Genomic DNA, 25,221 nt, shown 5'->3' on the forward strand with positions numbered 1-25,221 from the left:
GCGCTCCGATCTGCAGCTTCTAACCTGCAGCGGAACGCCTTTTATTTTACGAGTGGACTGTGCGATATTCGGTCGGGCTTTGCCCTGTTTCTTTACGGAAAAATTTCGCGAAATGATTCGTTTCCTTAAAGCCGATTTGATCGGCGATCTCCTTAATGCTCTGCGTCGTACTCGACAATAGAATCTTCGCTTTATCGACGCGCTTGCGGCTGACATACTTGAGCGGCGGCACGCCGAAATGTTTCTTGAAATAGGCGATAAAATAATTCGGGTGCAAATGGGCTGCCTTCGCCATATCCTCGATTCGCAAATGGCCGGCCATATGGTTGTCGATATATTCCTGGATGAATTGAATCCGCTTCAGATCCTCCGAGCGATGCTGCAAAATCGTAATCGGCACATGCTCCAAATACCGCGCAATAATCTCCAGCATAATCGACTTCTCCCGCAGCCTTGAGATGACCGAATCGCTTTGACGCAGACTGACCAGAAGCTTGAACAATGCGGTCATTTCTTCTTGATCCGCAAGTCCAATGCGCAAGGGAACGCCGATCCATTGGAATAAGTCGAAGGGACCGATCGATGCCGTGAAGTGGCACCAATATTTGAGGAAAGGCTTCTTTCCTTTAATAACGGAATAAGCTTGTTTAGTGAAAGCGGGCATTAAGCAGAGCTCGCCGGGGGATGGGAGCATCTCCTGGTTGTCTACCTTCAGCCAGCCTTCTCCTTCTACAATATAGTAGAATTTATTGTATTCCGGCACGTAGTCCATATCGACCCACTCGGTGGTCACCTGTGTTTTATAAGCGGTGATGACGTCGATTTGCAATGCGCGCAAGAGATCGGTTAAGGCGTGATCGGCACGTAATATCGTCATTGGAAGTCTCCCAGCTGTAAGGCATTTGAATGATTTTCTCTTATCATAGAGCATTTCGAGGGTTCATGAAACCGCAATCTTAGTTTTAGCACCTTCATTCTTATTTCTAGCCATTACAACGCAAGCGGCATCCTCCTATAATCAAGTTGAAGAAGTAATCCTATAGGAGGCTCAACAGAAATGACGACTGCGCAACCCCTTTTGTTGACAGATGAACAAATCAAATCGTTTATCACAGATGGCTTTCTTATTTTGAAAACCGATTTCCCGCGTGAATTCCACGAGCGATTAGTAGAACAACTAAATACGATTTACGATACCGAAGGCAATCCGGGAAACAACATTTTACCGCGGATCCGCGACTTGCAGCGCGTGTTTGAGAACCCGGTTATCACTGGGGCGCTGACAAGCGTGCTTGGCCCGAATTATCTGCTCCATACGCACAGACACGGTCATTACAACTCCGTACCGAAGCCGGGCGGCTGGCACAAAGACAGCTACTGGGGCTACAACCGTCTGCGCAACCATCACCCATGGTGGGCGATGATTATGTACTTCCCGCAAGATACGCCAATTGAGCTTGGACCAACCGGTGTTATGCCGGGAACGCATTATCAGGACAGCCGCAACTTTGTTTCGGATGAAACGGCAGAGGAAGCAACTGCAAACGGTGAAGCGGGTACTTTCGCGCTGATCCACTACGATATTTGGCATCGCTCGACGCCGAACTTGATCGGCAAGCCGCGTTTCATGCTGAAGTTCGAATTCATGCGCACCGAAGCTCCGCAATCGCCGACATGGGATAATCAAGAGCCGTCTTGGGCAGCTGTAGCCGGGGATGAGAGCAACAATCCAATCGCTGAAGAGGTTTGGAACTGGATGTCCGGCCGTACCGCGGCGCTTGCCAACACGAAACCGGCGGAAGCAGCAGAAATCGCAAAGCTAACTGCAAGTTTGAGTGGCGACCAAGAGCCGGAAGCGCAGAATGCCGCTTACGAGCTTGCAACAAGAGGGGAAGCAGGCATTCAAGCATTGCTTGGCGCGCTTGAGCAAGAGAAGAAAGTGTCGCGTATCGCTTCGTATGGCTTGTCCGTAGCCGGCGAAGGAGCCGTTGAAGGATTGCTTCAAGCCCTTCGCGCCGAGAACGAGGATGTCGTAAACCATGCGATCTTCGCTTTGTCGGAGCTTAGAGGTCACGCAGATCGTGCGGTCTCTCACGTAGCCGCTCAGCTGGACCATCCATCCGCGAAAGTCAGACGCACGGCAGTTGATGCGCTTGGTATCATCAGCGCAAATGCAGGCCTGGTCGTTCCTGCTCTAATCAAAGGCTTGCAGGACGAAGATACACAGGTTCGCTTCACAGCAGGGCTGTCGCTTGTACGGATCGGTAAGGATGCAGCGGCTGCCGTTCCTGCCCTGGCAGAGCAGCTGTCGCATGAGAACCGCTATGTCCGCGGTCATGCACTTGAAGCGCTGCGCTATATCGGCACGAAAGAAGCGCATGAAGTGCTGATTCACGAGCTGTTCAATACACGCTGGTGTTCGGATACAACGCCTGCGAGCACGTTCTAAACCAACAAAAATCCCTCAGACGAGGGATTTTTTGTTTTTTTATTAGGATGTGGCTACACGATAGCCCGTTTAATGCGATGGATGATCCAAACCAAAACAGGCAGGGCAAAGTTAAACAGTAGAAAGATCCATGGTTGAATCAGATACTCAAAGCTGAAACTGGAGGTAGACAGCATACCGATTAAGATCAAGCCAGCCAGCACCCAGGTGACATTCTTCCAATTGCGGAAGTTCATCCACTGCGCAATTCCATAGCTCGAAATAAACAAATGGGATGCAAGTTTAATCATAATGCCAAACTGCAAGAAGAACGTTATCACCAAATCGAAGTTTTGGATAAAATCCAAGATGGAGATAGATTTCATGAACATGAAATGCGGGTGGTACATATCTGCCGCACTCGCAGCCCCGAAGAGCAAAATGACGGCAATCGACATCAGGCAGCCCCATAGCATTCCGAAGCCGACGGCGCTTAATACGCCTGATAATACCGTTTTCGAATCTTTAACGAATGCAGTCGCCATCATGACTAGGGAGGTTTCACCGATAAAGCAGAATACAATGGCTGCTCCGTTCACAATGCCTTTGCTGCCTTCATTATAAATTGGCAGTAATTGATTGTAGTCCATATGTGTGCTATTGAGCATAATAGGTAAGAAAGCGGCTACAAAAAGCATTGGGCCTATCACTTGGCTGCATCTTCCGATCGTCGTTATGCCGCCTTGTAGATTAAAGTAGAGCATTAACAGGATCTCAAAGACGATGATAACTAAGGCCGGTGTTTGGTAGAGCAAATTTGTGCTTATGAAATCAACGGTTGCACGGAGCATAACTATGATAACGAACATCCAGAAACATATGTAGGCTAGTGAGATCATTCTGCCCAGCCATTTGCCCAAGATGATTTGGATGTATTGCACCATGGTTTGGTTTGGATAAGCCAAACTAACTTTAACCATTAGGAAAGATCCAATTACAGCTCCTATGCCTGCTAGTAGATATGCAATCCATATGTCCTGCTTTGCCTGTTTCAGTGAAGGTCCAAGGGCAAAATAGGTCAATAAGACAATCTCCGAGATGAAAATCATCCAGAACAATTGTGATTTTGACAGTTTCATCTCCATCGATCCTCTGCATTAATATTTCGGACCGGTACCGACTTGTCCGACCCCGTTTATGGTCAGCTTGACATGGACAGAGACCTCTACATGCGAGAAGGTTTGGCCCCAGTTGTCACGCAGGCCCCGCCATTTGGCAGGATGCTTCCAAGCGATTTGATTACCAATTCCGAAAACGTCGGTTCTGTAGGTTTGTTCGGTTTGAATGACTTGACGAGCTTTCTTCTGCATTTGATCGCTCATTTTCCTTGCTAGTTGTTCCTTAACTGAAGCTGATAGGAGATACTGATTCGTATTATTTTCACGAATAAGCCCCTTACCGGTCAGGTTGACTTTGATTTTGACAGACTCGCCGCTGAAGGTAACCGATATTTTGTGCTTCAATTTTTGCAGATCGAGGGTGATGGTGTCTTTCTCTGATGAGATCGGCAATGTGATAAGCAAATGAGGAATCTTTCCCGCAATCCAAAGTGCAAGCAGAGCATCGTCGCCTTTTAGCATATGGATCATTCTGGACTGCTGATCAAATATCGCGATGTCCTGAAATACCATTTGACGTTCTGTGCCATTCATCTGCGTAGATATTACAGGAAGTATGAAGCATCTGGAAGGATTGTTCTTATCTTTCTGCAGGTCGAAAATATTCTCTGCAAATCCGACAATTTTCGTAGTGCGGGTCGCGTAAAGCGATGAGAATCGTTCCATTGCATATTCGCTTTCCAGAAAACGCTGCGCGCTAATGCCTTTAAGAACAAAGATGCTTACCCTTGTATTGCTGTCTGGATTTCGAATAAGTTCGTCAAGCCACGGTGTGAAGCTTCGTTTAGCTGCTTCCTCGCTGATAAACAAAGCGATCCTGTGCCCGGGGAACATCTTTCTGGACAATTTCTCTTGAATGTGAAATGCCGCATCCGAGATGTTTTTCCCTGAAGCAGAAACAACCGTATAAGGTTTCCCCTGTGATCCTCCACTAGGTGTTCCTTGACCTGAACCGCCTTCCCGCAGCACCGGAATCTGGACGCTTACTTTGATTTTCCCATCCTCTGTTATATCCCAGCCGGAGCCTAAGACATAAGATAGCTCATTCGGCTCCCTTAAATCCCAGCAGCCCGTAAGTAAAGTCGAGACGAGGATGAATAACACGAGAACAAGGTTAACTTTAATCGTCATAGGGAAGTCACCTTTAAACAAATTGATAACGCCTAGCTGTTTGAACGCCCGATTCTCATCCATTTAGGGGCACGAATGATCATATCCAGCATTTGCGTCCACAAACGTGGGGCAACGGGAGAGAAATAAGGTACGCCAAAAGACTTCATACTTACCAGATGGATTAATATCCCCATGATGCCAACGGCCATCCCGAACAGTCCAAGCGTTGATGCGAGAACCAGCATGACGAAACGGAGCAGCCGGAAGGCAATTCCGAAGCTGTACCTGGGTATAGCGTATGAAGCGATCCCTGTGGCAGAAACAACAATGACAATGGGGGCGGATATGATTCCTGCTTGAACGGCTGCCTGACCGATTACCAATGCCCCGACAATGCTGACAAGCGGCCCGATTCGGTTGGGAAGCCGGATACCAGCCTCTTGCAGTCCCTCGAATACAAGCTCCATCAAGATTGTTTCGATCGCCGTAGGAAACGGAGACGTTTCCCTCGCAATCGCAATGCTGCTCATCAAGACAAACGGGATCATCCCCTGATGAAAGGTTGTCAGCGTGACATATAACGCCGGTGCTAGCAGCGAAACCAAGGAGAACGTGAAACGGACGATACGCATGGCATTGACGTAAATAAAGCGTTCGTAATAATCATCCGCTGCCTGCAGTCCTACCCAGAATGTCATGGGTACAACCAGTGCGCAAGGAGCGCCATCCGTCAGGATGGCTACTTTGCCTTCAAATAAAGAAGAGGTGATGACATCCGGGCGTTCCGTGTTTTGAATTTGCGGAAACGGGGAGAACGGTGAATCCTCTAAATATTCTTCTATGTATTCGGATTCGAGAATGGCTGCCGCTTCAATCTTCGCTATTCTTGCCTTCACTTCCGCTAACACGGAGGGATCCACATAACCCTCCATATAGGCGATTACGACACTGGTGCGGGTGATCTTGCCAAGCTCGAGCGTTTCCAGTTTTAATAAATGACTGGGGATCCGTTTACGGAGCAGCGTCAGATTGACCTGCAGGCTTTCATTAAAGCCTTCGCGAGGTCCACGTAGAGTAGATTCTAAGCTAGGTTCTTCTACACCGCGATTTTCAATCTTTTTCATGTCGACCAGCAGAGCTAGCGGTTCATGATCGACAAGCACGGCAATTTGCGCTTTTAAGATAGGTTGAATCACATCAAGATAGGTAGTTGCTGTCTTCGTCTGCAGGACTGAGAAATACTCCAATTCGCAAGCTTGAGCCAAATTGTGAATCCTCTCCATCCCCTGCGGCAGTCCTTCATAGAGCAGCGGTTTCAATACGGTCTGCTCGAATGAGCGCGCATCCACCATGCCGTCGATGTAAATCATGAGCAGATTCATTTTTCCCTGAACCGTGAATTCACGAAACACAATGTCCGAGCATTTATTGAAAATCTGTTTCAGATAGCGATGGTTTTCTTCGAGTCCGATTGCAAGCGGGTTATGAAACTCTGGTGGAGATTCCGGCAGGTCACGATGCGGAGGATGAGGTTTGCGTTGCTGTATACCTCGTTTCATAAGCATGCGCCTGAATTTCCTTTCTGTGGCAAAGTAGACAGTTTGAGTTTTCCCAATACAGGAATCCTTATGCAATCCATCCGGTATCGATAGATAGCATCTATCGTCTTCATAGAAACAACGATATTGATCAATCATTATGAATCCCATAGAATGGGGCAACAGGAGCTAGAACTGCTTCGGACGGCAGTGTCACTACAGCTTAGATGGGAGGATTAAGAAATGATAGATATAGAGACCCAACAACCAAACCATGAATGGATGAATAGGCTTAGTAAGAATGATAGGGTAACCGGATCCGAGGCTCTTGTAAGAAGCTTGCTGCTTGAAGGTGTAGAGTGTGTGTTTGGGATTCCGGGAGGGAGTGTCCTAAACATTTATGATGCTTTTCATGAAATGCCTGAGTTTCAACATATCTTATCTCGTCATGAACAGGGAGCCATTCATGCTGCAGACGGCTATGCGCGCGCAACTGGCAAAGTTGGGGTATGCTTTGCGACTTCGGGACCTGGGGCGACTAATCTGGTTACGGGTATCGCTACCGCTAATATGGACTCTGTTCCATTGGTTATTATCACGGGCAATGTCTCGACAGCCTTAATTGGAACAGATGCATTTCAGGAAGCGGATATCACCGGCATGACAATGCCGATTTCGAAGCATAATTATTTGGTTCGCGATGTCAATGAGCTGCCGAGGATCATTCATGAAGCTTTTTATATTGCTTCCACCGGACGGAAAGGGCCGGTATTGATCGATATTCCAAAGGATGTATCCATTGATATGATGGAATTTCAACATCCGGTAGGTATTCCTGAGATACGAGGATACCGCCCGGACATCCAAACGGACGTGGCGCAAATCGAGAAGTTGCTCCGCGCTATTGAAGAAGCCGAACGACCTGTCATTCTGGCCGGCGGCGGCGTTATCTATTCGGACGCATCCAAGGAATTACTCGAATTTGCAGAGAAAACCCGGATACCGGTTACGACGACGTTGCTTGGTTTAGGCGGATTTCCAAGTGCGCATGAATTATGGATCGGCATGCCTGGGATGCACGGAACCTATACAGCCAATAGAGCTTTGCAGAATTGCGATCTTCTCATAAGTATTGGAGCGCGCTTTGACGATAGAGTCACGATGAAAACCAGCGGATTCGCTCCCAAGGCAAAAACGATTGCACATATTGATATCGATCCGGCGGAAATTGGAAAAATCGTCGAAACGGCAATTCCTTGTATCGGCGATGTGAAAACCGTGCTTCAACAGGCAAATGTTCATGCGAAGCCAATCCAATCAGAAGCGTGGCTGTCAGAAATACAAGAAAATAAAAATAGGTATCCGCTTCGTTACACGAATTCTGAACTAACGTTAAAACCGCAATTCGTCATTGAAATGATTAGCGAGACGACGGGTGGCGAAGCTATCGTCACAACGGACGTTGGCCAGAATCAAATGTGGGCCGCTCAATTTTATAAGTTTAAGCACCCGCGTTCGTTAATTACCTCAGGCGGACTTGGAACAATGGGATTTGGTTTACCTTCTGCAATAGGGGCACAGGTAGGTCAGCCGGATCGGCTTGTGGTGTCCGTCAATGGTGACGGCGGGTTTCAAATGTGTGCACAAGAGCTTGCGATTTGCGCTGCTCATAACATTCCCGTGAAAATCGTTATTCTGAATAATCAGGTCCTCGGCATGATACGACAATGGCAAGAAATCATTTATGATAATCGTTTTAGTCATATGGAGCTCTCTGGCAGTCCGGATTTCGTGAAATTGGCAGAAGCCTATGGCGTTATAGGGCTCAGGGCAACCAATCAAGAAGAGGCTCGCCGGGTATGGAAAGAAGCACTGGAAATACAGGGGCCTGTACTAATCGATTTTGTTGTTAACCAGGAAGAGAATGTATATCCGATGGTTTCCCCCGGTTCCACGATTGATGACATGATTATGGGGGATGAATCATGAAACGACATACGATTTCTGTTCTTGTAAACAACCATCCGGGCGTATTGCAGAGAGTTGCCGGATTATTCGGGCGCCGCGGATTTAACATTGAAAGCATAACAGTCGGCCAGTCGGAAGCAGCGGGATTGTCCCGCATGATTATTTTGACGTCCGGGGATGATAACAGGCTCGAACAAGTGCGGAAACAGTTAAATAAGCTGATCGATGTTATTCAAATCGTGGACTTAACCGCGTATCCGCTGGTTGATCGCGAGCTTGCACTTATCAAAGTAAGTGCGCCGTCCGAAGTGAAACCGCTGCTTATAAGCATCGTTGAATCTTTTCGTGCCTCGATCGTCGATATGGGCATGGATAGTCTGATCGTACAGGTTATTGGAGATCAAGATAAAATTCATTCATTGATTGAATTGCTTAGACCGTATGGAATCTTGGAATTAACCCGTACCGGGGTGACGGCTATGAATCGAGAAGAGGGAAGTAACAAGTAATATCGGAGTTGCAAGGACATGAAGCCTAGGTGCGGGACTCTACCGGATCTAGGCTCTTTTCTTTCCACAAATTTCATAGCGATCATGTACAATAGAACTAGATAGTGTGTGAGAGGCGTTTATCCATTGCTGGAGGGGAAGAAGATGAGCATTGAAATCGTAGAAGCAACCATAGCCGATATGCAGGCCGCGATGGAAAACGGTGAAATCACATCCAGAGCATTAGTTCTGATCTACATGGAGCGCATTGCTGAGCACGACAAGAATGGCCTCACCATCAATTCCGTGCTCGAGCTTAATCCCGATGCTTTGTTCATTGCAGATGCATTGGACGCCGAAAGAGCGCTTCGCGGGCCTCGAGGACCGCTGCATGGCATTCCTATCCTGCTCAAGGACAATATTAATACCGGCGACAAAATGCATACAAGCGCGGGCTCGCTCGCGCTTGCCGACCTTTATGCAGGTGAAGATGCTTTCATTGTGAAGCAGCTTCGCGAAGCAGGCGCAGTTATATTGGGCAAGGCGAACATGACCGAGTTTGCGAACTTCATGACTGAAGGCATGCCCTCCGGATACAGCTCGCGAGGCGGACAAGTACTGAATGCTTATCATATTTCGTCGCCAACCGGGGGGGCAAGCGCTGGTTCGGGCGTTGCGGTTTCTTGCAATTTCTGTATGGCGGCAATCGGCACGGAAACCTCAGGCTCCATCATTAATCCGGCCAATTTGAGCTCAACGGTAGGAATCAAACCGACTGTCGGACTAGTTAGCCGCACAGGGATTCTTCCGCTCTCCAATAGTCAAGATACGGCGGGACCGATGGCTCGGACGGTAACGGATGCTGTTGTGCTGCTGGACGCGCTTGTGCAGGTTGACGAGGCGGATCCGGCAATGGGGAGCAGCTTAGGGAAACGTCAAACGAAGTATGCCCCGTTTCTTCAATTAGGCGGACTGGAAGGAGCTCGAATCGGCGTCCCGCGCGATTATTATTTTGAGGAATTGACGCCGGAGCAGCTGGAGATCTTCGATCAAGCGCTACATACGATGCGTGAGCTGGGTGCCGAGATCATCGATCCTGCCAATATCCCGACTGCCAGAGAAATCGCATACTCCTCTGTCATCCTCAACGAGTTCAAAGCTTCGCTTCATGCCTATCTTTCCGCGCTGCCGGCAAGTGCACCGGTACACTCCTTAGCGGAGATTATCGCGTTCAATGAAGCGCATCCGGAAGAAACGTTGAAGTACGGTCAATCCTTACTGCTGCTCGCTCAAAATAACACTTCCGGCACATTAACGGAGACCCAGTATCTCAAGGACCGGCTGACGGATTTGCGGCTTTGCCAAGTCGAAGGCATCGATGCCGTTATGAAAGAGCATCGTCTGGATGCGCTGTTGTTCCCGGCCGACTTTGGCTCGCGCATAACGGCGCGGGCCGGCTATCCGTCCATTATCGTACCGGCCGGCTACACCTCCGCAGGCGTCCCGTTCGGCGTGACGTTCTCAGGGAAGGCCTATAGCGAACCGAGGCTCATCCAGTTGGCGTATGCCTATGAGCAGGGAAGCAAGGTACGCAAGGCGCCTTCATTGAAGAGTTTTATATAGGGTTGGGGAGGGACTGTCTCAAAAGAGCGCTTGGCTACTTTTGAGAGGGTCTCTTTTTTGTTGTCGATTGTAGTGATGATTTGGTTTGGGGCAAAAGAGAGGTACTGGTTACCGCTCATGAGCGAAAAAGAAGCTCTCCTAGGGATCTACATTGGCGGGAAAGTGGGGGAATGGGCTAATGAAGCACACCTGGGAGTCTACATTAGTGGAAAAGCGGGGGAATGCGAGAAAGAAGCTCGTCTAGGAATCTACATTGGCATGCCAAGAAGGAGCTAAGCGCGCACCTAAGCCGCTTAGCTCCTTCTCATCAAACAAACGAACTCAAGTTCTGAAGCGTCGGCATGCCGTCCTGCGCGCCGAATACGGTTACGGAGAAAGAGGCCGCTTTTACGGCCAGCGGCAGCGTTTGGTCGAGCGACCAGCCGCTCGCGATGCCGAAGCACAGCGCTGCATTGAACGAATCTCCTGCACCGGTCGTGTCTACAACCTTCACGATCGAGGCAGGCACGGTGACGATGTCATCGGCAGTCGCGCACGAGATGCCATGTTTCCCGCGCGTTACAATCAAGGTTTGCCCGGGGTATTGCTTCTGCCAAGCGGTCATGCGCTCGAACAACTGCTCCTCCGACGTAATCGAAGTGCCGCAATAGAGCTCGAATTCCGTCTCATTTGGCGTAAAATAATCCGCCATCGCAATTTGCTCTTCCGTAAGCGGAAGGGCAGGGGCCGGGTTCAGAACGGTGCGAACGCCGGCTTCGCGTGCAATCCGCAGCGCCGTCTCTACAGCAGGCATCGGGATTTCCAGCTGAACGATCAGCAAATCCGATTGGCGGATCAGCTCGGCATGCGCCGTGATGCTTTCGGCGGTATTTTGCCCGTTTGCGCCAGGCACGATCACAATGCAGTTATCCTCTGAGGTGTGCATGATGGTCGCTGTGCCTGTAGATGCACCTTCCAGTACGGAGATCGCCTCCGTCTGCACACCGAATTGCCGCATCCGTTCCATAATTTCCGATCCGAAGGCATCCCCGCCAACGGCTCCGATCATCTTGACCTCAGCGCCGAGCCGTGCACAGCCGACGGCCTGGTTCGCGCCTTTGCCGCCGGAGATGTAGTGGATCTCATCGCCTTGCACGGTTTCGCCGACCTTCGGCATCCGCTGCATTTTCAGAACGAGGTCCATATTCAAGCTTCCTGCTACCGATATCTTGGGCTGCTTTGCCACAATGGTCATCCTTTCATGCATAGCTGATGTAAGCGTTTCTATCATTTCCTGAATATAGCATGTGCTAATTTAAAGCGTCAATGCGCTGGACCGACATATATGCAATAAAAAAAACCTTGAGCATAACGCTCAAGGTTCTCTTCTATAACTCTATTCTATGATACATTATGTATATATGGTCGGGACGACACGATTTGAACATGCGACCCCCTGGTCCCAAACCAGGTGCTCTACCAAGCTGAGCTACGTCCCGCGGTAAGTGGTGCCGGCGATAGGAGTCGAACCCACGACCTACTGATTACAAGTCAGTTGCTCTACCAACTGAGCTACACCGGCGCGTTTTTACCGAAACACAAGACGTATCTTACCACAGAAAAAATAATTTATGCAAGTCCCTTTTTAAAAATTTTTATTGGCCCAATGGATTTTACATTGCTCATCGATTGCGAAGCCGAACTTGGTGTAGAAATGACGGAGCCTGTCCAGATGCTCCTTATGTTCGGCAGCCTGCATACGTCCCTCGATATAACGAATATTCTCCTCCACAGCCCGCAGCAGCAGCTGTTCCATCATTAACGAACCGTAACCTTGATTGATTTTCTCCCCCAAAATGCGAATGTACTGTAGAAGCCAAGCGCGCTGACCTTCAATCGGAGTGATGTACATATTGAGATCATTAAGATGACGTTTGGTCGCGATACCCGATGCAAACACAATTCTCGCATGGATATCAAAACCCTTATTCGGGGAGTACAGAATGACGGAATCGCCCTGCCTCGTTTGCACAATTCGATGTACATAACAGCCGTCGTTGGAAATGAGCTCAATCTGCCTATGAATGCAGTCTTCGATCATCATCATTGACCTCCCGGTATGGATGAGCATTACTGTATGTACATATTATTGTCCAACTGAATAAGAAATGACAACCCGTTGCCATATCGACGAAAGAGGCGGAATAAACTGAACTAAGAAGTAGAGTGAGATGGGCGAAGGGGTGGGAAAATGAGCGGCGATCAACCGATATCCGGCGCGGAGGAGTTGCTTTCGAAGGATCGTAAGTATGTATGGCATCATATTTCGCCTCATAATGACAACCCGCTGATTTTTGTTTCCGGGGATGGCTGCTGGATAACGGATGCGGAGGGCAAAAGGTATTTCGACGGCATGTCGGGCCTCTGGTGCGTCAATGTCGGCCATGGCAGAGAAACGATTGCGCGGGCTGCCTATGAGCAAATGAAAACGATCGCTTATTCGCCGATGATGCAGTCCCATGTTCCGGCGATCGAGCTGGCTGAGAAGATCAACGAATGGCTCGGCAGCGATTATCGTATTTTCTATTCCAATTCCGGCTCGGACGCGAACGAAGTAGCTTTCAAGATTGCTAGGCAGCATTTTCATCAAAATGGGGAGCCGACGCGCCATAAATTTATTGCCAGGCACCGTGCCTATCATGGCAGCTCCTTGGGTGCACTCAGCGCAACGGGCCAAGCACAGCGCAAGCTGAAGTACGAGCCGCTTGGTGCCGGCTTCGAGCATGTGCCGCCGCCGTATTGCTATCGCTGCCCGTTTGGACAAACCTATGGCAGCTGCAAGCTGGAATGTGCCGAAGCGATTGAGGACGCGATTAATTGGGAAGGCGCCGATTCTGTCGCAGGCGTCATTATGGAGCCGGTCATTACAGGAGGAGGCATGATCGTTCCGCCGCCTGAATATTTGCCGAAGGTACGCGAAATTTGCGATAAGTACGGCGTACTGCTCATTATGGACGAGGTTATTTGCGGATTCGGCCGATCGGGTGAGCGGTTCGGCCATCATAATTACGGTGTCGTGCCGGATATCGTCACGATGGCGAAAGGGCTGACCAGCGGGTATTCGCCGCTCTCGGCAACGGCTGTGCGTGCGAGTTTGTACGACAGCTTTAAGACGAAGGAAGCGAACAGTCATTTCCGGCATGTGAATACGTTTGGCGGCAATCAAGTGTCATGCGCGGTTGCGTTGGCGAACTTGGCCATTTTGGAAGAGGAGCGCTTGGTGGAACGGTCGGCGCATTTGGGACGAGAGCTCGGCCGGCGGCTGCAAGTTCTGCGGGCGCATCCACATGTTGGCGACATACGATTGTTCGGCTCGGCATGTGGGATTGAGCTTGTGGAGGATCAGGCGTCGAAGCTCCCGGCGTCCGCAGACAAGATGCTTAGTGTCATTGGGGAATGCAGGCGCCGCGGCCTTCTAGTAGGGAAGAACGGCGACACCGTTCCGGGCTTCAACAACATTATTACGCTTTGTCCGCCGCTGATAACATCGGATGACGAGCTTGAATTTGTAGCAGAAACCGTGATTGCGGCGATCGAGGCACTAACTTCTGCCACACCAGCAAGCGTATAAGGAAGGAGTCGAGGAAGTATGACAGCATCCGGGAGCTTGGCGATCAACAGCGGGCGATTGCATCGCAGAATCGATGAATTGGCACAAATCGGCAAGCTTGGCGATACCGGTGTATGCCGGCTCGCGCTGTCGCAGGAGGACTTGCAAGGTGTGCTGCTTGTCAGAAGTTGGATGGAAGAGGCAGGGTTGCAGACCCGAATCGATGCTTTCGGCAATTTGTTCGGGCGGCTTGCAGGCAAGGATGCCGGGAAGCCTTTGCTCATGGCCGGTTCGCATATCGACTCGCAGCCCTATGGCGGAAGATTCGATGGCGTCATCGGCGTGCTCGGCGCGCTGGAGGCTGTGCTGACATTGAGCGAACAAGGCATTGTGCCGGAGATGCCCCTCGAAATCGCGGCCTTCTGTGATGAGGAAGGCTGCCGATTCAATAAAGGTTTGTTTGGTGTCCGCGGCATCACAGGCAAGCTGGAAGAAGGGGAGCTTGAGCGGACAGACGCTGCAGGTGTGACTAGACGGGAGGCGCTGCTTGCTTTTGGAGGTGATCCGGATGGTTTCGAAGCGGCTCGTTATCCTGAAGGCGCTGTCGGCGCATTTCTGGAACTTCATATCGAACAAGGGCCGGTGCTCGAAGCGCTGGGGCGTCCGATCGGCATTGTTAGCGGGATATCCGGACCGCTCTGGCTGACGGTCGAGATGACGGGTTTTGCAGGACATGCCGGCTCCGTGCCGATGCCGATGCGCAGGGACGCTCTTGTTGGGGCAGCCAGCGTCATTACGGCGCTGAATGCGCTGGCTCGCTCCGAGCCGGGGGCTCCGACAGTGGGAACGGTCGGCGCATTGACCGTATTCCCGAACTCTCGCAACATCATTCCCGAGAAAGTAACGTTCACGATTGATCTTCGGGATATCGATATGGAGCGCCGGAGAGAGCGGGAAGCACAGCTGCGGCGGATTCTGGAAGAGGCAGCAAGGGAGCATGGTTTAACCTACACGGTGCGCGAGGATACGAACAGCGAAGCGAGATATTGCGCGGAGCGAATCAAGCAAGTGATGCATGAAGAAGCGGTTCAGCTGCTTGAACACACGCCGCCTGAGCTGATGAGCGGCCCGTTTCACGATTCGCTGGCGATGTCGCATGTATGCGATTATGGGATGATTTTTGTCAGGTGCAAGGATGGAATCAGCCATAATCCGCTGGAGTATTCCACACCGGAGGATATCGAACTGGGCGTGGAGCTGCTGTATCGCACGATTGTACGCATGTCTACGGTCGAAAGGGAAGGGGGATAAGCCTTGTTTATTTCTGCTGAAGCGTTAAAGCGTAATTTTGCCGAAGTTAAGGCGGGCATGCGGCCGAAGGAAGCCGCGGAAGAATCCAATCGCTGTCTCTACTGCTACGACGCCCCCTGCATTCAAGCTTGTCCGACAGGCATCAACATTCCCTCCTTCATCAAAAAAATCGCAACAGGCAATCTGGCCGGCTCGGCTCGGACCATTATGGATGCGAATCCCGTAGGCGCCAGCTGCTCGCGCGTATGCCCGACAGAGGAACTGTGCGAAGGGGCATGCGTGCTTAATCATTCCTCCAAGCCGATAAGGATCGGCGATTTACAGCGTTACGCAACCGACTGGGCGATCAAGAATGAACAGCAGTTATTCACTGCCGGCAAGCGTAACGGGCGGTCTGTAGCTGTCGTCGGAGGCGGGCCGGCAGGATTGTCGGCAGCGCGGGAGCTGGCTCGGTTCGGGTTTGCCGTGACGGTGTTTGAAGCGAAGGAGCAGGCCGGCGGATTGAATACGTACGGAATCGTGTCGTTCCGGCTGCCGCAGCCGATTGCGCTGTGGGAGGTTGAACAGGTGCGCCGGCTAGGCGTCGAGATCCGCACGAATACGGCAGTCGGCCGCGATATCTCCGCAGAGGAACTGCTCGCCGGTTATGATGTGGTTCTGCTCTCAGCAGGCATGGCGAAGGTGCCGATGTTAGGCATCCCCGGCGAAGAACTGACAGGCGTATATGATGCCATTGAGCTGGTAGAGTTAACGAAAGTGTCGCTCACCGCAGAGCTTGGCGGCCGCAATGTCGTGGTCATCGGCGCAGGCAACACCGCGATCGATGCGGCAACCTGCTCCGTGCGAATGGGCGCCTCTCACGTGGAGATCTGTTATCGTCGCTCGCAGCAGGAAATGACGGCGTACGAGTTCGAGTATGAGTTTGCCAAGAGCGACGGTGTCGCTTTTCGCTGGCTGACCGCGCCGGTCCGCATTATTGGAGACGAGCAGGGGCGGGTGAAAGGAATCGAGTGTATCCGCATGCAGCTCGAGTCCGCTAAGGAAGGCGGTAGGGCGAGGCCTGTAGCCGTACCCGGCAGCGAGTTCATCATTGAAGCAGACGCGGTCGTAAAAGCGATCGGACAGTCCAGACATGTGTCGTTGATCGATCAGTTTGAACTGGCGCATAAACGTGGAATCGTGACGGTGGATCCAGCTACCTATTTAACTTCAAACCCTCGCATTTACGCGGCAGGCGATATTATTTTTGGCGATGGGCAAGGGGAGGCAATGGTCGTCTCGGCCGCTCAGCAAGGGAAGCTTGCAGCCTATGCGATCTATCGTCAGCTAGCGGTGGACAATGTTTGAATTCCAAGGAGAGGCAGGGCGATCGAATGGCTGATTTGCGGATTAATTTGGCTGGCATCGAATCACCGAACCCGTTCTGGCTTGCGTCTGCTCCGCCTACGAATACCGGGTATCAGGTGCAGCGTGCTTTCGAAGCGGGTTGGGGCGGGGCGGTGTGGAAGACACTTGGCGATCCGATTATCAATACGTCATCTCGTTTCGCCGCTGTTCATTTTAACGGGCAACGGGTTGCGGGATTCAATAATATCGAGCTGATTACGGATCGGCCGCTCGAAGTGAATTTGAAGGAAATCGCGGAGACGAAGAAGCTGTTCCCTGACAGGGCGTTAGTCGTGTCGCTGATGGTGGAACCGAAGCGGGATAAATGGCATGAAATCGTCAAGAAGGTGGAGGCCGTCGGCGTCGACGGTTTGGAACTGAACTTCGGCTGCCCGCATGGAATGGCCGAACGGGGGATGGGCTCTGCGTCAGGTCAGCAGCCGGACTTGGTTGAGAAACAAACCTACTGGGCGAAGGAAGCGGCACGCACGCCGGTAATCGTGAAGCTGACGCCGAATATCACCGATATCACGGCGACTGCGCTTGCGGCTGTTAGAGGCTGCGCGGATGCGATATCGCTTATCAACACGATTAACTCGCTCGCTGGCGTCGATCTCGATACGTGGAATACGATTCCGCATGTAGGCGGGAAGGGCTCGCATGGCGGATACTGCGGTCCTGCGGTAAAGCCGATCGCACTGAACATGGTAGCTGAATGTGCGAGGCATCCGCGTATCGATGTGCCGATTTCCGGTATCGGCGGTATTTCCGATTGGCGGGATGCTGTCGAGTTTATGCTGATGGGCGCTACCGGCGTGCAGATTTGCACCGCTGCGATGCACCATGGTTTTCGAATCGTCGAGGATATGATTGACGGACTGAACAATTACCTCGACGGCAAAGGGATTGCGAGCGTCAGCGAGTTGATCGGTCGTTCGGTGGAGCGCTACACAGAGTGGGGAAACCTGGATTTGAACTACGCCGTGACTGCGAAGATTGATACGGAAGTGTGTATCTCGTGCAACAAGTGTTATATCGCTTGCGAGGATACCTCTCATCAATGTATCGATCGATTAACGGATGACGCGGGCAGGAGTTACTTGAAGGTGCGGGAAGAGGATTGCGTCGGCTGCAATTTATGCGCGATCGTCTGCCCTGTCGAAGGTGCTATCGAAATGGTCGAGCAGCCTGCTTCCGGTATCTCAATGACATGGAATGAACGTCAAGCAGCCATCGCGGCGCTTGGGCGAAAGGAGGCATGAGCAGGATGGCCAAAATCATACAAAACGGTAAGATCGTAACTGCAGCGGACATCAGCCGAGCGGATCTGCTTATCGAGAACAGGATCATAACCGCAATCGGCAGCGATCTGCTTCGGTTAGCGCCCCAGGCGGAAGTCATCGATGCGGCGGGCTGTTATCTGTTCCCAGGCGGCGTTGATCCCCATACGCATTTGGATATGCCCTTTGGCGGTACGATTACCGCTGATGATTTCGAGACCGGCACGATTGCCGCCGCATATGGCGGTACGACGACGATTATCGACTTCTGCCTGACAGACAAGGGGAAGCCGCTCAGCAGCGCTATTCGTACATGGCATGAGAAGGCGCAGGCGAAAGCGGTCATCGATTACGGGTTCCATCTCATGATTAGCGAGATTACGGATGAAGTGTTGGAAGAGCTGCCATCCATCATCAACAACGAAGGGATCACCTCGTTCAAGGTGTTTATGGCTTATAAAAACGTACTTCAAGCCGATGACGGCATACTGTACCGCACATTGCTGAGTGCTAAGGAGCACGGAGCTTTGGTAATGGTACATGCGGAGAATGGAGATGTCATCGATTATTTGATCCGGCAAGCGTTGGCCGAAGGGCATACGGAGCCGATCTATCACGCTTTGACGCGACCTTCCGTACTGGAAGGCGAGGCGACCGGGCGAGCCGTCCGGCTGACCGGATTTGCGGATTCGCAGCTGTACGTCGTGCATGTCACTTGTGAGGAAGCGGTACGGCAAATTGCGGAAGGGCGGCTGGATGGCCTTCGCATATGGGGCGAGACTTGTCCGCAATATTTGCTGCTTGATATCACATACCTAGAGAAGCCGGATTTCGAGGGAGCGAAGTATGTCTGGTCACCTCCGCTGCGCGCGAAGGAGCACCAGGAGGTGTTGTGGAATGCGCTGAAGAATGGACAGCTGCAGACGGTCGGCTCGGATCAGTGCTCCTTTAATTTCAGCGGACAGAAGGAGCTCGGCTTAGGCGATTTCAGCAAAATACCAAACGGCGGCCCGATCATCGAGGACCGATTCAGCTTACTCTATTCCGAGGGAGTCGAGAAAGGCAGGCTCAGCCTCAATCAATTCGTTGACATCATTGCGACCAGAGCCGCGAAGCTATTCGGGATCTTCCCTCAGAAGGGGACGATCGCCGTGGGCAGCGATGCGGACATCGTCATATTCGATCCGGCCGTAAAGCGGGTTATTTCTTCCGAAACGCATCATATGAACGTCGATTACAATCCGTTCGAAGGGGTAGCTGTAACAGGAGTTCCGGTATCTGTTCTTAGCCGCGGGGAGTTTATTATCCGAGATCGTCAGTTTGTTGGGAGTCCGGGAAGCGGGCACTATCTGCGTCGCAATAAGTATGGGATTGTCAGTGAAAGCGTGAGCGGGAAAGGGTGAATCGGCACCATGTCGGAGCACAGTGAGTTTCTGGCGGAGAAAGCAGCAATCGATGGGTATTTGGAGCAAGGATATCGCATTTCAGGCGTTATTGAGGGTTTGAACGGCGACAAGCTGCTGCTTGCTCCTCCGGGTGAGGCAGGGAATGCCAGGCCTGCGACGCTCCACCTGCGTAATGCCAATGCACGGAAATATTGGTCCACTCTCTTACTGACCCAAAAACAAGGATAACTTGCGCAGCGTCTCGGATTATTCCGAGGCGTTTTTATTGTGCTTTTTTCCGGACGATTACGGATCATTCAAGGAATTTGACAACTGACGATTGAAATAGATAGTCATAAGCTATGTTCACAATCATGTATCTCCGGAGAAGGTGATTAATCGTTATGGGCAACATTGACAAAAGGAATCGTCTGGATGAAGAAGTCTTCACCTATCGAGTGACAAAAGACAACAAGGTGTTCATTTCGTACAAAGGAAGGCAGGTTACATCGTTGGCAGGTAAAGAGGCGGACAAGTTTCTGTCCCGCATTAGCGGGCAGGATTTCAAAGCCGCTCAGCTCGTCATGGCAAAGGTGACAGGTAATTTCAAACACGGCAACGAGAAAGACAGCAAACGAGAGTAGTTCGGAGTTCTGTCGTTTCATAATCGATGTTTTGCGTAAATGTTAAAGCGGTTTCAATAAATACATTACGGCGCCGAATTTCTATACTTACAAGTAGAAGAAATGACTACGGTATTATGGGAGGCTGCGGACATGACAGTAAAGGTGAAAATCGGCGAATGCGAGCTGGAAATGAACGGCCCGTATTTGACCGAACTGAGAGAATCAAACGATATCCTAGACGATGAAGCAAAGCTGCGTGAAAGACTGAAAGAAGACGGCTATCTGTTCATCAGGGATTTTCATAATCGCTCGAAAGTACAGCTGGCAAGACTGGCTTTCCTGCAGCGGATTAATGAGCAAGGCAAGCTGATGCCTGGCACGGCGCTGGAAGAAGGCATTATTAATGCAAACAATAAGGCTGCAGGCTTCCAAGGCAGCGAGAATCAACCACAGGAGCTGCTTGATGTCGTGAACAGCGAGTCGACGATGCAGTTCTTCGAACGTTTCCTGGGCGGCGAATGTATCACGTACGATTACAAATGGGTGCGTGCCGTAGAGACCGGCGGGTTTACCGGAGCACATTATGACATCGTCTACATGGGGCGCGGGACGAAGAACCTGTATACGCTTTGGACACCGCTCGACGATATTCCGTATGAATTAGGGGGACTTGCTATATTGCTCGGGTCCCAGCATTTCGACCGCATCCGTGAAACGTATGGACAGATGGATGTGGATCGCGACCGCGTGGATGGTTGGTTTTCATCCGATCCGCTCGAGTTAATTAACAAATACGGCGGACGGTGGGCAACGGCGGAGTTTAGAGCAGGGGATGCGATTCTGTTCGGCATGTACACGATGCATGGCTCTCTGACGAATCAAACGAACCGTTACCGGTTCAGTGCCGATACGAGATACCAGCTCAAGTCTGAGCCGGTTGATGAGCGTTGGATCGGCGCTAAGCCGAAAGGTCATTATGGCTGGCATGCAGGCCCGACGGTTAGCATGGAGGATGCAAGAGCAAAGTGGGGCGTTTAGAACCCGAACTGACCTTAAAATGAATGTGTACGGGAATAGAGGAGTTAGGCAGAATAAATCTGCTTAACTCCTTTTCGGTTTGACAAGCGGAGACCGCTCCGTTTAGTATCGAGAGGAGAGTTCTCCGCTTCATACTACAATCGCAATAAGGAGTGTATCACGGATGTCAATACCGAATAAAACCGCTCTATTAGTCATGGATATGCAGAACGGCATTGTATCGCGTTTCGCGGGCAAGGAAGAAGCTCTTGATCCGTACCGAAACGCCGTGAGCGCTGCCCGTGAGCACGGCATTCCGGTCATTTATGTACGCATCGCTTTCCGCGAGGGCTACCCCGAAGTCAGCTCCAGCAATAAGACGTTCTCCGCAATCGCCGGTTATGGGGGCATGGCCGAAACGGACGTAGCGACGCAAATTCACGACTCCGTGCAGCCGCAACCGGGCGAGCCGCTCGTTACGAAGCGCCGCGTCAGCGCCTTCACCGGCAGCGACTTGGAAGTGCTGCTCCGTAGCCGCCAAATTGACTCGCTCATTCTGAGCGGCATTTCGACGAGCGGCGTCGTACTGTCGACGCTGCGGGAAGCGGCGGACAAGGATTTCAAGCTTACGGTGCTTGCGGATGCATGCCTGGATGCCGATCCTGAGGTTCATCGCGTGCTCACCGAGAAAGTTTTTCCCCGCCAAGCTAACGTAATGAACGTAGGTGAATGGATCGAAGCGCTGCGAAATCGCCGATGACTCCACTTATGCGACTGTCCCTCTTTTCTTGTCTTGCGTTCCTATGGTAAATTAGGGGAAGGCCGCGAAGAGGAGTGAGTACGGTGCCGACAATGTCCTGTCCGGTTGTAAAAGGCTCACTCATCGTCCACGACGGAGGTTGGATCATGGGCGCGCATGTCCATCCTTCCTTCGAAGTCTCGGTTGTATTGGAAGGACGGGGCAGCTTCAGCTGCGAAGGAAAGCATTATCTGCTCGAAGCCGGCAATGTCATCCTTATCCCCGCGGACTTGTCGCATGATTACACAGGAATAACGGATATTCGATTCGCTGTGCTTGAAGCATTGGATATGCCAAGCGAAACGATGGCTCTGTTCCACCGGCTTACGCCTCAAGCGGAGCCGCGGATTCTGATGCTTTCGCCAATGGTACTGGAACAGTACGAAGGCTTGTATCGGCAGTGGCTTCGCATGATCTCACAGCCGCTTCAGGATGAATCCAGATGTTATACGACATGGATGGATCTGTTGTTGTTATTCTTGCTTCAACATCAGAGCAGCGGCGGATTAAGTTTATCCGTAGCTTCTTCGGCAGACTTTATCAGGGCCAACTTAAGCTCGGAAATTTCAATTAGCGCTTTGGCGAAGCAGTGCGGATTGTCAGAATCGGCTTTCCGAGCGTTGTTCAAAGAATCGTATGGTGTATCTCCCAAACAGTACCAGCAGCAGTGTCGGATCGAAGAGGCCAAATGGCTGCTCCGGTCCACAAGCCGTTCGATTCAGCTTATCAGCGAGCAAGTCGGGTTTACGACCATCCATTCGTTTAGCGCCTGGTTCCAGAAGAAGGAAGGCGCGTCGCCGTCGGATTGGCGTAAATTGCAGCAGGGTCTGTAGGTCAAATAAACAGAGCAAAATATTTGTGAAACGAATGGATTCACTTGTCGTATTAGAGAACATGAACGCATGCGAACACCATTTTGAGGAGGAAACGAAACATGTCTGTATTTAAACGATTGCGGGACCTTACCTTGTCGAACGTATATTCACTTATTGAGAAAGCCGAGGACCCGATTAAACTGACTGATCAATATATCCGCGATATGCAAGAGGATCTAGAGGATGCGGAGAAAGCTGTTGCCTCCCAAATCGCAATCGAGAAACGGTTCAAGCAATTGTATGAGGAACAAGACGCACTGGTTAAGAAACGTGAAGAACAGGCCCACACAGCAGCTTCGTTGCAAAATATCGAGCTCGCAAGACGTGCACTGGAAGAGAAGAAAGCCGCTGAACAGAAGCGCGATGAATACAAAGTCAGCTACGATCAGAATAAAGCATCCGCGGACAATCTTCGCTCCAAGCTGGGTGAAATGCGCGAGCAGCTGACTGAAATGAAGAACAAACGCGAAACGCTCGTTGCCCGTTACAAAGCAGCGAAAGCGCAAGCTGAGATTAACAAATCGATGGCGGGCTTCAGCTCCGATACGGCGATGTCCGGCTTGAAGCGCATGGAAGAGAAGATGCTGCAAGCTGAAGCGCAAGCGGAAGCAAGCAACGAGATGAACAGCAAAGCCAAGTCGCTCGATGATGAATTCGAAGCGCTCGGCAAGAATAAAGCCGTTGATGATGAGCTCGCGGCGCTGATGAAGAAATACGAGAACAAAGAGTAACGGATGGAGCTTTATCCGCAAGTGGCTGCTTAGGGAAGAACGTCTGCCGGCCGGAATCATGCACATTGCTTGATTCCACGCCCTGCGGCGTTTTTTCTTTGCAGATGGACTGCGGCACAATGGATGACGGAGGAATAATCGAATGACACTGAGTGAGATGGTAGCAATATTCGTATGGACCGGGGCCGGAGCAGTGCTGTTAGTTATACTGATGGCGGTGGATTCCTTGTTTACCCGGTATAAGGATTTGGAAGAAATCAAGAAGGGCAACGTAGCGGTGACGAGCCGTTTTGTCATGAAGCTGCTCGCTCAGGCTTATATCCTATCGCAGTCGATCTCGACTTCGAATCATCTCGGAGAAGCGCTGCTCGTATCCGTCATTTCGTTTGTCATCTTATTGCTCGTGGAGAGTATCGTGGAATTCGTACTGCGCTCCACTGCGGGACTTGACTTGAGCGAAGGCACGAAAGACAACAAACTGTCGCATGCGCTGCTGGCGGGATCGCTCCACGTGGCAGGTGCATTGATCATCGGTTCGTGTCTGTAATCTTGAACAATAGGGAGTTATCGTCATGAGCTTATTCAAACGGATTAAGAATATAATGGCTAAACCGGAGCCGGCGAAGGCGGAGAAAAGCGTCCTGACGATTGGCCCCGGCGATGTGGTCGAAGTGTCGCTTGTTACGTACCAGGTCGTGGGCCGGCTGCATAATCGCCAGCGCAACCTGATTGTACTAACGCTTCAAGACGGATCTGCAATCCAATACTTAACCATTGAAGAGCGGGAACGTACGGAGTATGCTTTGTACAATTCCATTGATGGACGGCTCGATTCGGTTGAGGAAGTGCCTACAGAAATAGAATTGGATGACCGTGTGTTCCATTTGGAGGAGCAGTATTCCGGCCTCGTTACCGCTACCGGTAAGACGCCGTTCGTGCAAGGCGGAGAGCAATATGTATGGCAGTATCAATCTGACGATATGAAGCTGCTGCGTATTGAATGGCAGGATGGCCGATTCATGCTCTATGAAGGTGAAGATGTGCTTCCGGCCGATGTTCGCGTTCTCCGCGGCAGTTAGGAGATGATGAGTGGGATGCGCAAAGCCAGCTATTTAATCAAATTATTGCTTGTTGTAACGCTCATTGTTCCTCTTCTTGCCGCTTGCGGCATAAACAAGACGATCGAAGAGAACTATCCGCTCGAGTCCGTCAACGGGAGCGGCAATGAAACGTCCTATGTGTACCGCGCAACAGGCGTTAGCGTACCTGAAGTGGCGAAGGCGCTCATTGATGAGTCCAAGCCGCAGCAGCAATCGCCTGAGAAAACGGACCATATGTTCCTGGTCTACTCGGACCGAGTTGTCCATCTGCAGCAGGATGCAGCCAAGCCGGAAGATACATTGATCGAAGTGGATTCCAAGGAGTACGTACGCAATAACTATAGCTCCAGTTTCTTGCAAGGCTATTTGATCGCAAGCATATTGGGTGATCTGTTCGATAACGGTCGATATGGGAATGGCAATTATCGTGGTTATACCGACCGAGATAAGTACAAGCCGAAGGGTGGCACGTATCACGCGCCGTCGGTTCAAGAGAAGAAAGCCGTTCCGCCAATGACTGTTAGCCGGACGGGATCCATCTTCAAACGTTCCAAGAATGCGGATTCCAGCAAAGTGGGCGAAGGCGGGCTATTCAATAAAGCTCCCCCCAAATCCGGCAAAATTACGCGCGATTCAGGCGACAGCAAGAAGTCGAGCGGCTGGCTTACGCCGCGTAAATCCTCGAAACCGAAGACGAGAGTGGGATTCGGCAGAATCTCAAGGCGACGATAAACGAAAACGAAGAGACCGGCATAAGCAGACGAATTTGAAGCTGCTTACCCGGTC

General features: G+C 51.1%; 24 protein-coding genes and 2 tRNA genes. 18 read left to right on the plus strand and 8 right to left on the minus strand.

Annotation, left to right across the window (positions count from 1 at the left end):
- Positions 1–46: 46 nt before the first annotated feature.
- Complete coding sequence (locus AC6ESO_RS01910; RefSeq protein WP_494817110.1) at positions 47–877, minus strand: helix-turn-helix domain-containing protein; 831 nt, start codon at positions 875–877, stop codon at positions 47–49.
- 180 nt (positions 878–1,057) lie between these two features.
- Here AC6ESO_RS01910 and AC6ESO_RS01915 point away from each other — a divergent pair, with 180 nt between their 5' ends.
- Positions 1,058–2,449 carry a HEAT repeat domain-containing protein gene (locus AC6ESO_RS01915; RefSeq protein WP_497089926.1) on the plus strand — a complete coding sequence of 464 codons (1,392 nt, stop codon included), beginning with the start codon at positions 1,058–1,060 and terminating at the stop codon, positions 2,447–2,449.
- Positions 2,450–2,502: 53 nt separating this feature from the next.
- On the opposite strand, the gene AC6ESO_RS01920 is transcribed toward AC6ESO_RS01915, so the two are convergent.
- From AC6ESO_RS01920 to AC6ESO_RS01930, 3 genes are read right to left on the minus strand one after another with little or no spacing between them, the layout of a single operon-like run.
- On the minus strand, positions 2,503–3,567 hold the full coding sequence (locus AC6ESO_RS01920; RefSeq protein WP_497089927.1) for a GerAB/ArcD/ProY family transporter: 1,065 nt from the start codon (positions 3,565–3,567) through the stop codon (positions 2,503–2,505).
- An 18-nt stretch (positions 3,568–3,585) separates the two neighbouring features.
- On the minus strand, positions 3,586–4,737 hold the full coding sequence (locus AC6ESO_RS01925; RefSeq protein WP_497089928.1) for a Ger(x)C family spore germination protein: 1,152 nt from the start codon (positions 4,735–4,737) through the stop codon (positions 3,586–3,588).
- 32 nt (positions 4,738–4,769) lie between these two features.
- Entirely contained in the window at positions 4,770–6,278 is a 1,509-nt protein-coding gene (locus tag AC6ESO_RS01930) for a spore germination protein (protein WP_497089929.1), read from the minus strand.
- A 222-nt stretch (positions 6,279–6,500) separates the two neighbouring features.
- Here AC6ESO_RS01930 and ilvB point away from each other — a divergent pair, with 222 nt between their 5' ends.
- The 3 genes from ilvB (at position 6,501) to AC6ESO_RS01945 (ending at position 10,336) form a co-directional block, all read left to right on the plus strand.
- On the plus strand, positions 6,501–8,246 hold the full coding sequence (gene ilvB, locus AC6ESO_RS01935; RefSeq protein WP_497089930.1) for a biosynthetic-type acetolactate synthase large subunit: 1,746 nt from the start codon (positions 6,501–6,503) through the stop codon (positions 8,244–8,246).
- On the plus strand, positions 8,243–8,734 hold the full coding sequence (gene ilvN, locus AC6ESO_RS01940; RefSeq protein ID WP_497089931.1) for an acetolactate synthase small subunit: 492 nt from the start codon (positions 8,243–8,245) through the stop codon (positions 8,732–8,734). Before ilvB ends, ilvN begins: the two co-directional genes overlap by 4 nt.
- A gap of 144 nt (positions 8,735–8,878) precedes the next feature.
- On the plus strand, positions 8,879–10,336 hold the full coding sequence (locus AC6ESO_RS01945) for an amidase family protein (protein ID WP_497089932.1): 1,458 nt from the start codon (positions 8,879–8,881) through the stop codon (positions 10,334–10,336).
- A 307-nt stretch (positions 10,337–10,643) separates the two neighbouring features.
- Here the strand turns inward: AC6ESO_RS01945 and rbsK are convergent, their stop codons facing one another.
- The 4 genes from rbsK to AC6ESO_RS01965 all read right to left on the minus strand — a co-directional run bounded on the left by rbsK (position 10,644) and on the right by AC6ESO_RS01965 (position 12,422).
- Complete coding sequence (rbsK, locus tag AC6ESO_RS01950) at positions 10,644–11,561, minus strand: ribokinase (RefSeq protein ID WP_497089933.1); 918 nt, start codon at positions 11,559–11,561, stop codon at positions 10,644–10,646.
- A 176-nt stretch (positions 11,562–11,737) separates the two neighbouring features.
- Positions 11,738–11,814 (minus strand) — tRNA-Pro (locus AC6ESO_RS01955).
- Between the two features lie 7 nt (positions 11,815–11,821).
- A tRNA-Thr gene (locus AC6ESO_RS01960) sits at positions 11,822–11,897 on the minus strand.
- Between the two features lie 63 nt (positions 11,898–11,960).
- Positions 11,961–12,422: an N-acetyltransferase gene (locus AC6ESO_RS01965; RefSeq protein ID WP_497089934.1), complete on the minus strand. Its 462-nt coding sequence runs from the start codon at positions 12,420–12,422 to the stop codon at positions 11,961–11,963.
- Between the two features lie 144 nt (positions 12,423–12,566).
- Here AC6ESO_RS01965 and AC6ESO_RS01970 point away from each other — a divergent pair, with 144 nt between their 5' ends.
- The 14 genes from AC6ESO_RS01970 (at position 12,567) to AC6ESO_RS02035 (ending at position 25,167) form a co-directional block, all read left to right on the plus strand.
- Entirely contained in the window at positions 12,567–13,946 is a 1,380-nt protein-coding gene (locus tag AC6ESO_RS01970; RefSeq protein ID WP_497089935.1) for an aspartate aminotransferase family protein, read from the plus strand.
- An 18-nt stretch (positions 13,947–13,964) separates the two neighbouring features.
- Positions 13,965–15,236 carry a M20 family metallo-hydrolase gene (locus AC6ESO_RS01975; protein WP_497089936.1) on the plus strand — a complete coding sequence of 424 codons (1,272 nt, stop codon included), beginning with the start codon at positions 13,965–13,967 and terminating at the stop codon, positions 15,234–15,236.
- A 3-nt stretch (positions 15,237–15,239) separates the two neighbouring features.
- Positions 15,240–16,583: an NAD(P)-dependent oxidoreductase gene (locus AC6ESO_RS01980; RefSeq protein ID WP_497089937.1), complete on the plus strand. Its 1,344-nt coding sequence runs from the start codon at positions 15,240–15,242 to the stop codon at positions 16,581–16,583.
- A 26-nt stretch (positions 16,584–16,609) separates the two neighbouring features.
- Complete coding sequence (gene preA, locus AC6ESO_RS01985) at positions 16,610–17,884, plus strand: NAD-dependent dihydropyrimidine dehydrogenase subunit PreA (RefSeq protein WP_497090472.1); 1,275 nt, start codon at positions 16,610–16,612, stop codon at positions 17,882–17,884.
- 5 nt (positions 17,885–17,889) lie between these two features.
- The gene (gene hydA, locus AC6ESO_RS01990) at positions 17,890–19,305 is read left to right on the plus strand and encodes a dihydropyrimidinase (protein ID WP_497089938.1); all 1,416 of its coding nucleotides are present in this window, start codon (positions 17,890–17,892) and stop codon (positions 19,303–19,305) included.
- A 9-nt stretch (positions 19,306–19,314) separates the two neighbouring features.
- Positions 19,315–19,536: a hypothetical protein gene (locus tag AC6ESO_RS01995; RefSeq protein WP_497089939.1), complete on the plus strand. Its 222-nt coding sequence runs from the start codon at positions 19,315–19,317 to the stop codon at positions 19,534–19,536.
- Between the two features lie 155 nt (positions 19,537–19,691).
- Positions 19,692–19,931, plus strand: a complete 240-nt coding sequence (locus AC6ESO_RS02000) for a hypothetical protein (RefSeq protein ID WP_497089940.1) — start codon at positions 19,692–19,694, stop codon at positions 19,929–19,931.
- Between the two features lie 132 nt (positions 19,932–20,063).
- Positions 20,064–20,951, plus strand: coding sequence for a phytanoyl-CoA dioxygenase family protein (locus tag AC6ESO_RS02005; RefSeq protein WP_497089941.1), 888 nt, complete (start codon positions 20,064–20,066; stop codon positions 20,949–20,951).
- A 163-nt stretch (positions 20,952–21,114) separates the two neighbouring features.
- Entirely contained in the window at positions 21,115–21,690 is a 576-nt protein-coding gene (locus tag AC6ESO_RS02010; protein ID WP_497089942.1) for a cysteine hydrolase family protein, read from the plus strand.
- Positions 21,691–21,782: 92 nt separating this feature from the next.
- A complete protein-coding gene (locus AC6ESO_RS02015; protein WP_497090473.1) occupies positions 21,783–22,562 on the plus strand; it encodes a helix-turn-helix domain-containing protein in 780 nt (259 codons plus the stop codon).
- Between the two features lie 101 nt (positions 22,563–22,663).
- The gene (locus AC6ESO_RS02020; RefSeq protein ID WP_494817126.1) at positions 22,664–23,335 is read left to right on the plus strand and encodes a PspA/IM30 family protein; all 672 of its coding nucleotides are present in this window, start codon (positions 22,664–22,666) and stop codon (positions 23,333–23,335) included.
- A 142-nt stretch (positions 23,336–23,477) separates the two neighbouring features.
- On the plus strand, positions 23,478–23,882 hold the full coding sequence (locus AC6ESO_RS02025) for a DUF350 domain-containing protein (protein ID WP_497089943.1): 405 nt from the start codon (positions 23,478–23,480) through the stop codon (positions 23,880–23,882).
- Between the two features lie 25 nt (positions 23,883–23,907).
- Positions 23,908–24,414, plus strand: coding sequence for a DUF4178 domain-containing protein (locus AC6ESO_RS02030; protein WP_497089944.1), 507 nt, complete (start codon positions 23,908–23,910; stop codon positions 24,412–24,414).
- Positions 24,415–24,429: 15 nt separating this feature from the next.
- Positions 24,430–25,167, plus strand: coding sequence for a DUF4247 domain-containing protein (locus AC6ESO_RS02035; protein ID WP_494817129.1), 738 nt, complete (start codon positions 24,430–24,432; stop codon positions 25,165–25,167).
- Positions 25,168–25,221 lie beyond the last annotated feature (54 nt).

Source organism: Paenibacillus rhizoryzae (assembly GCF_059686995.1).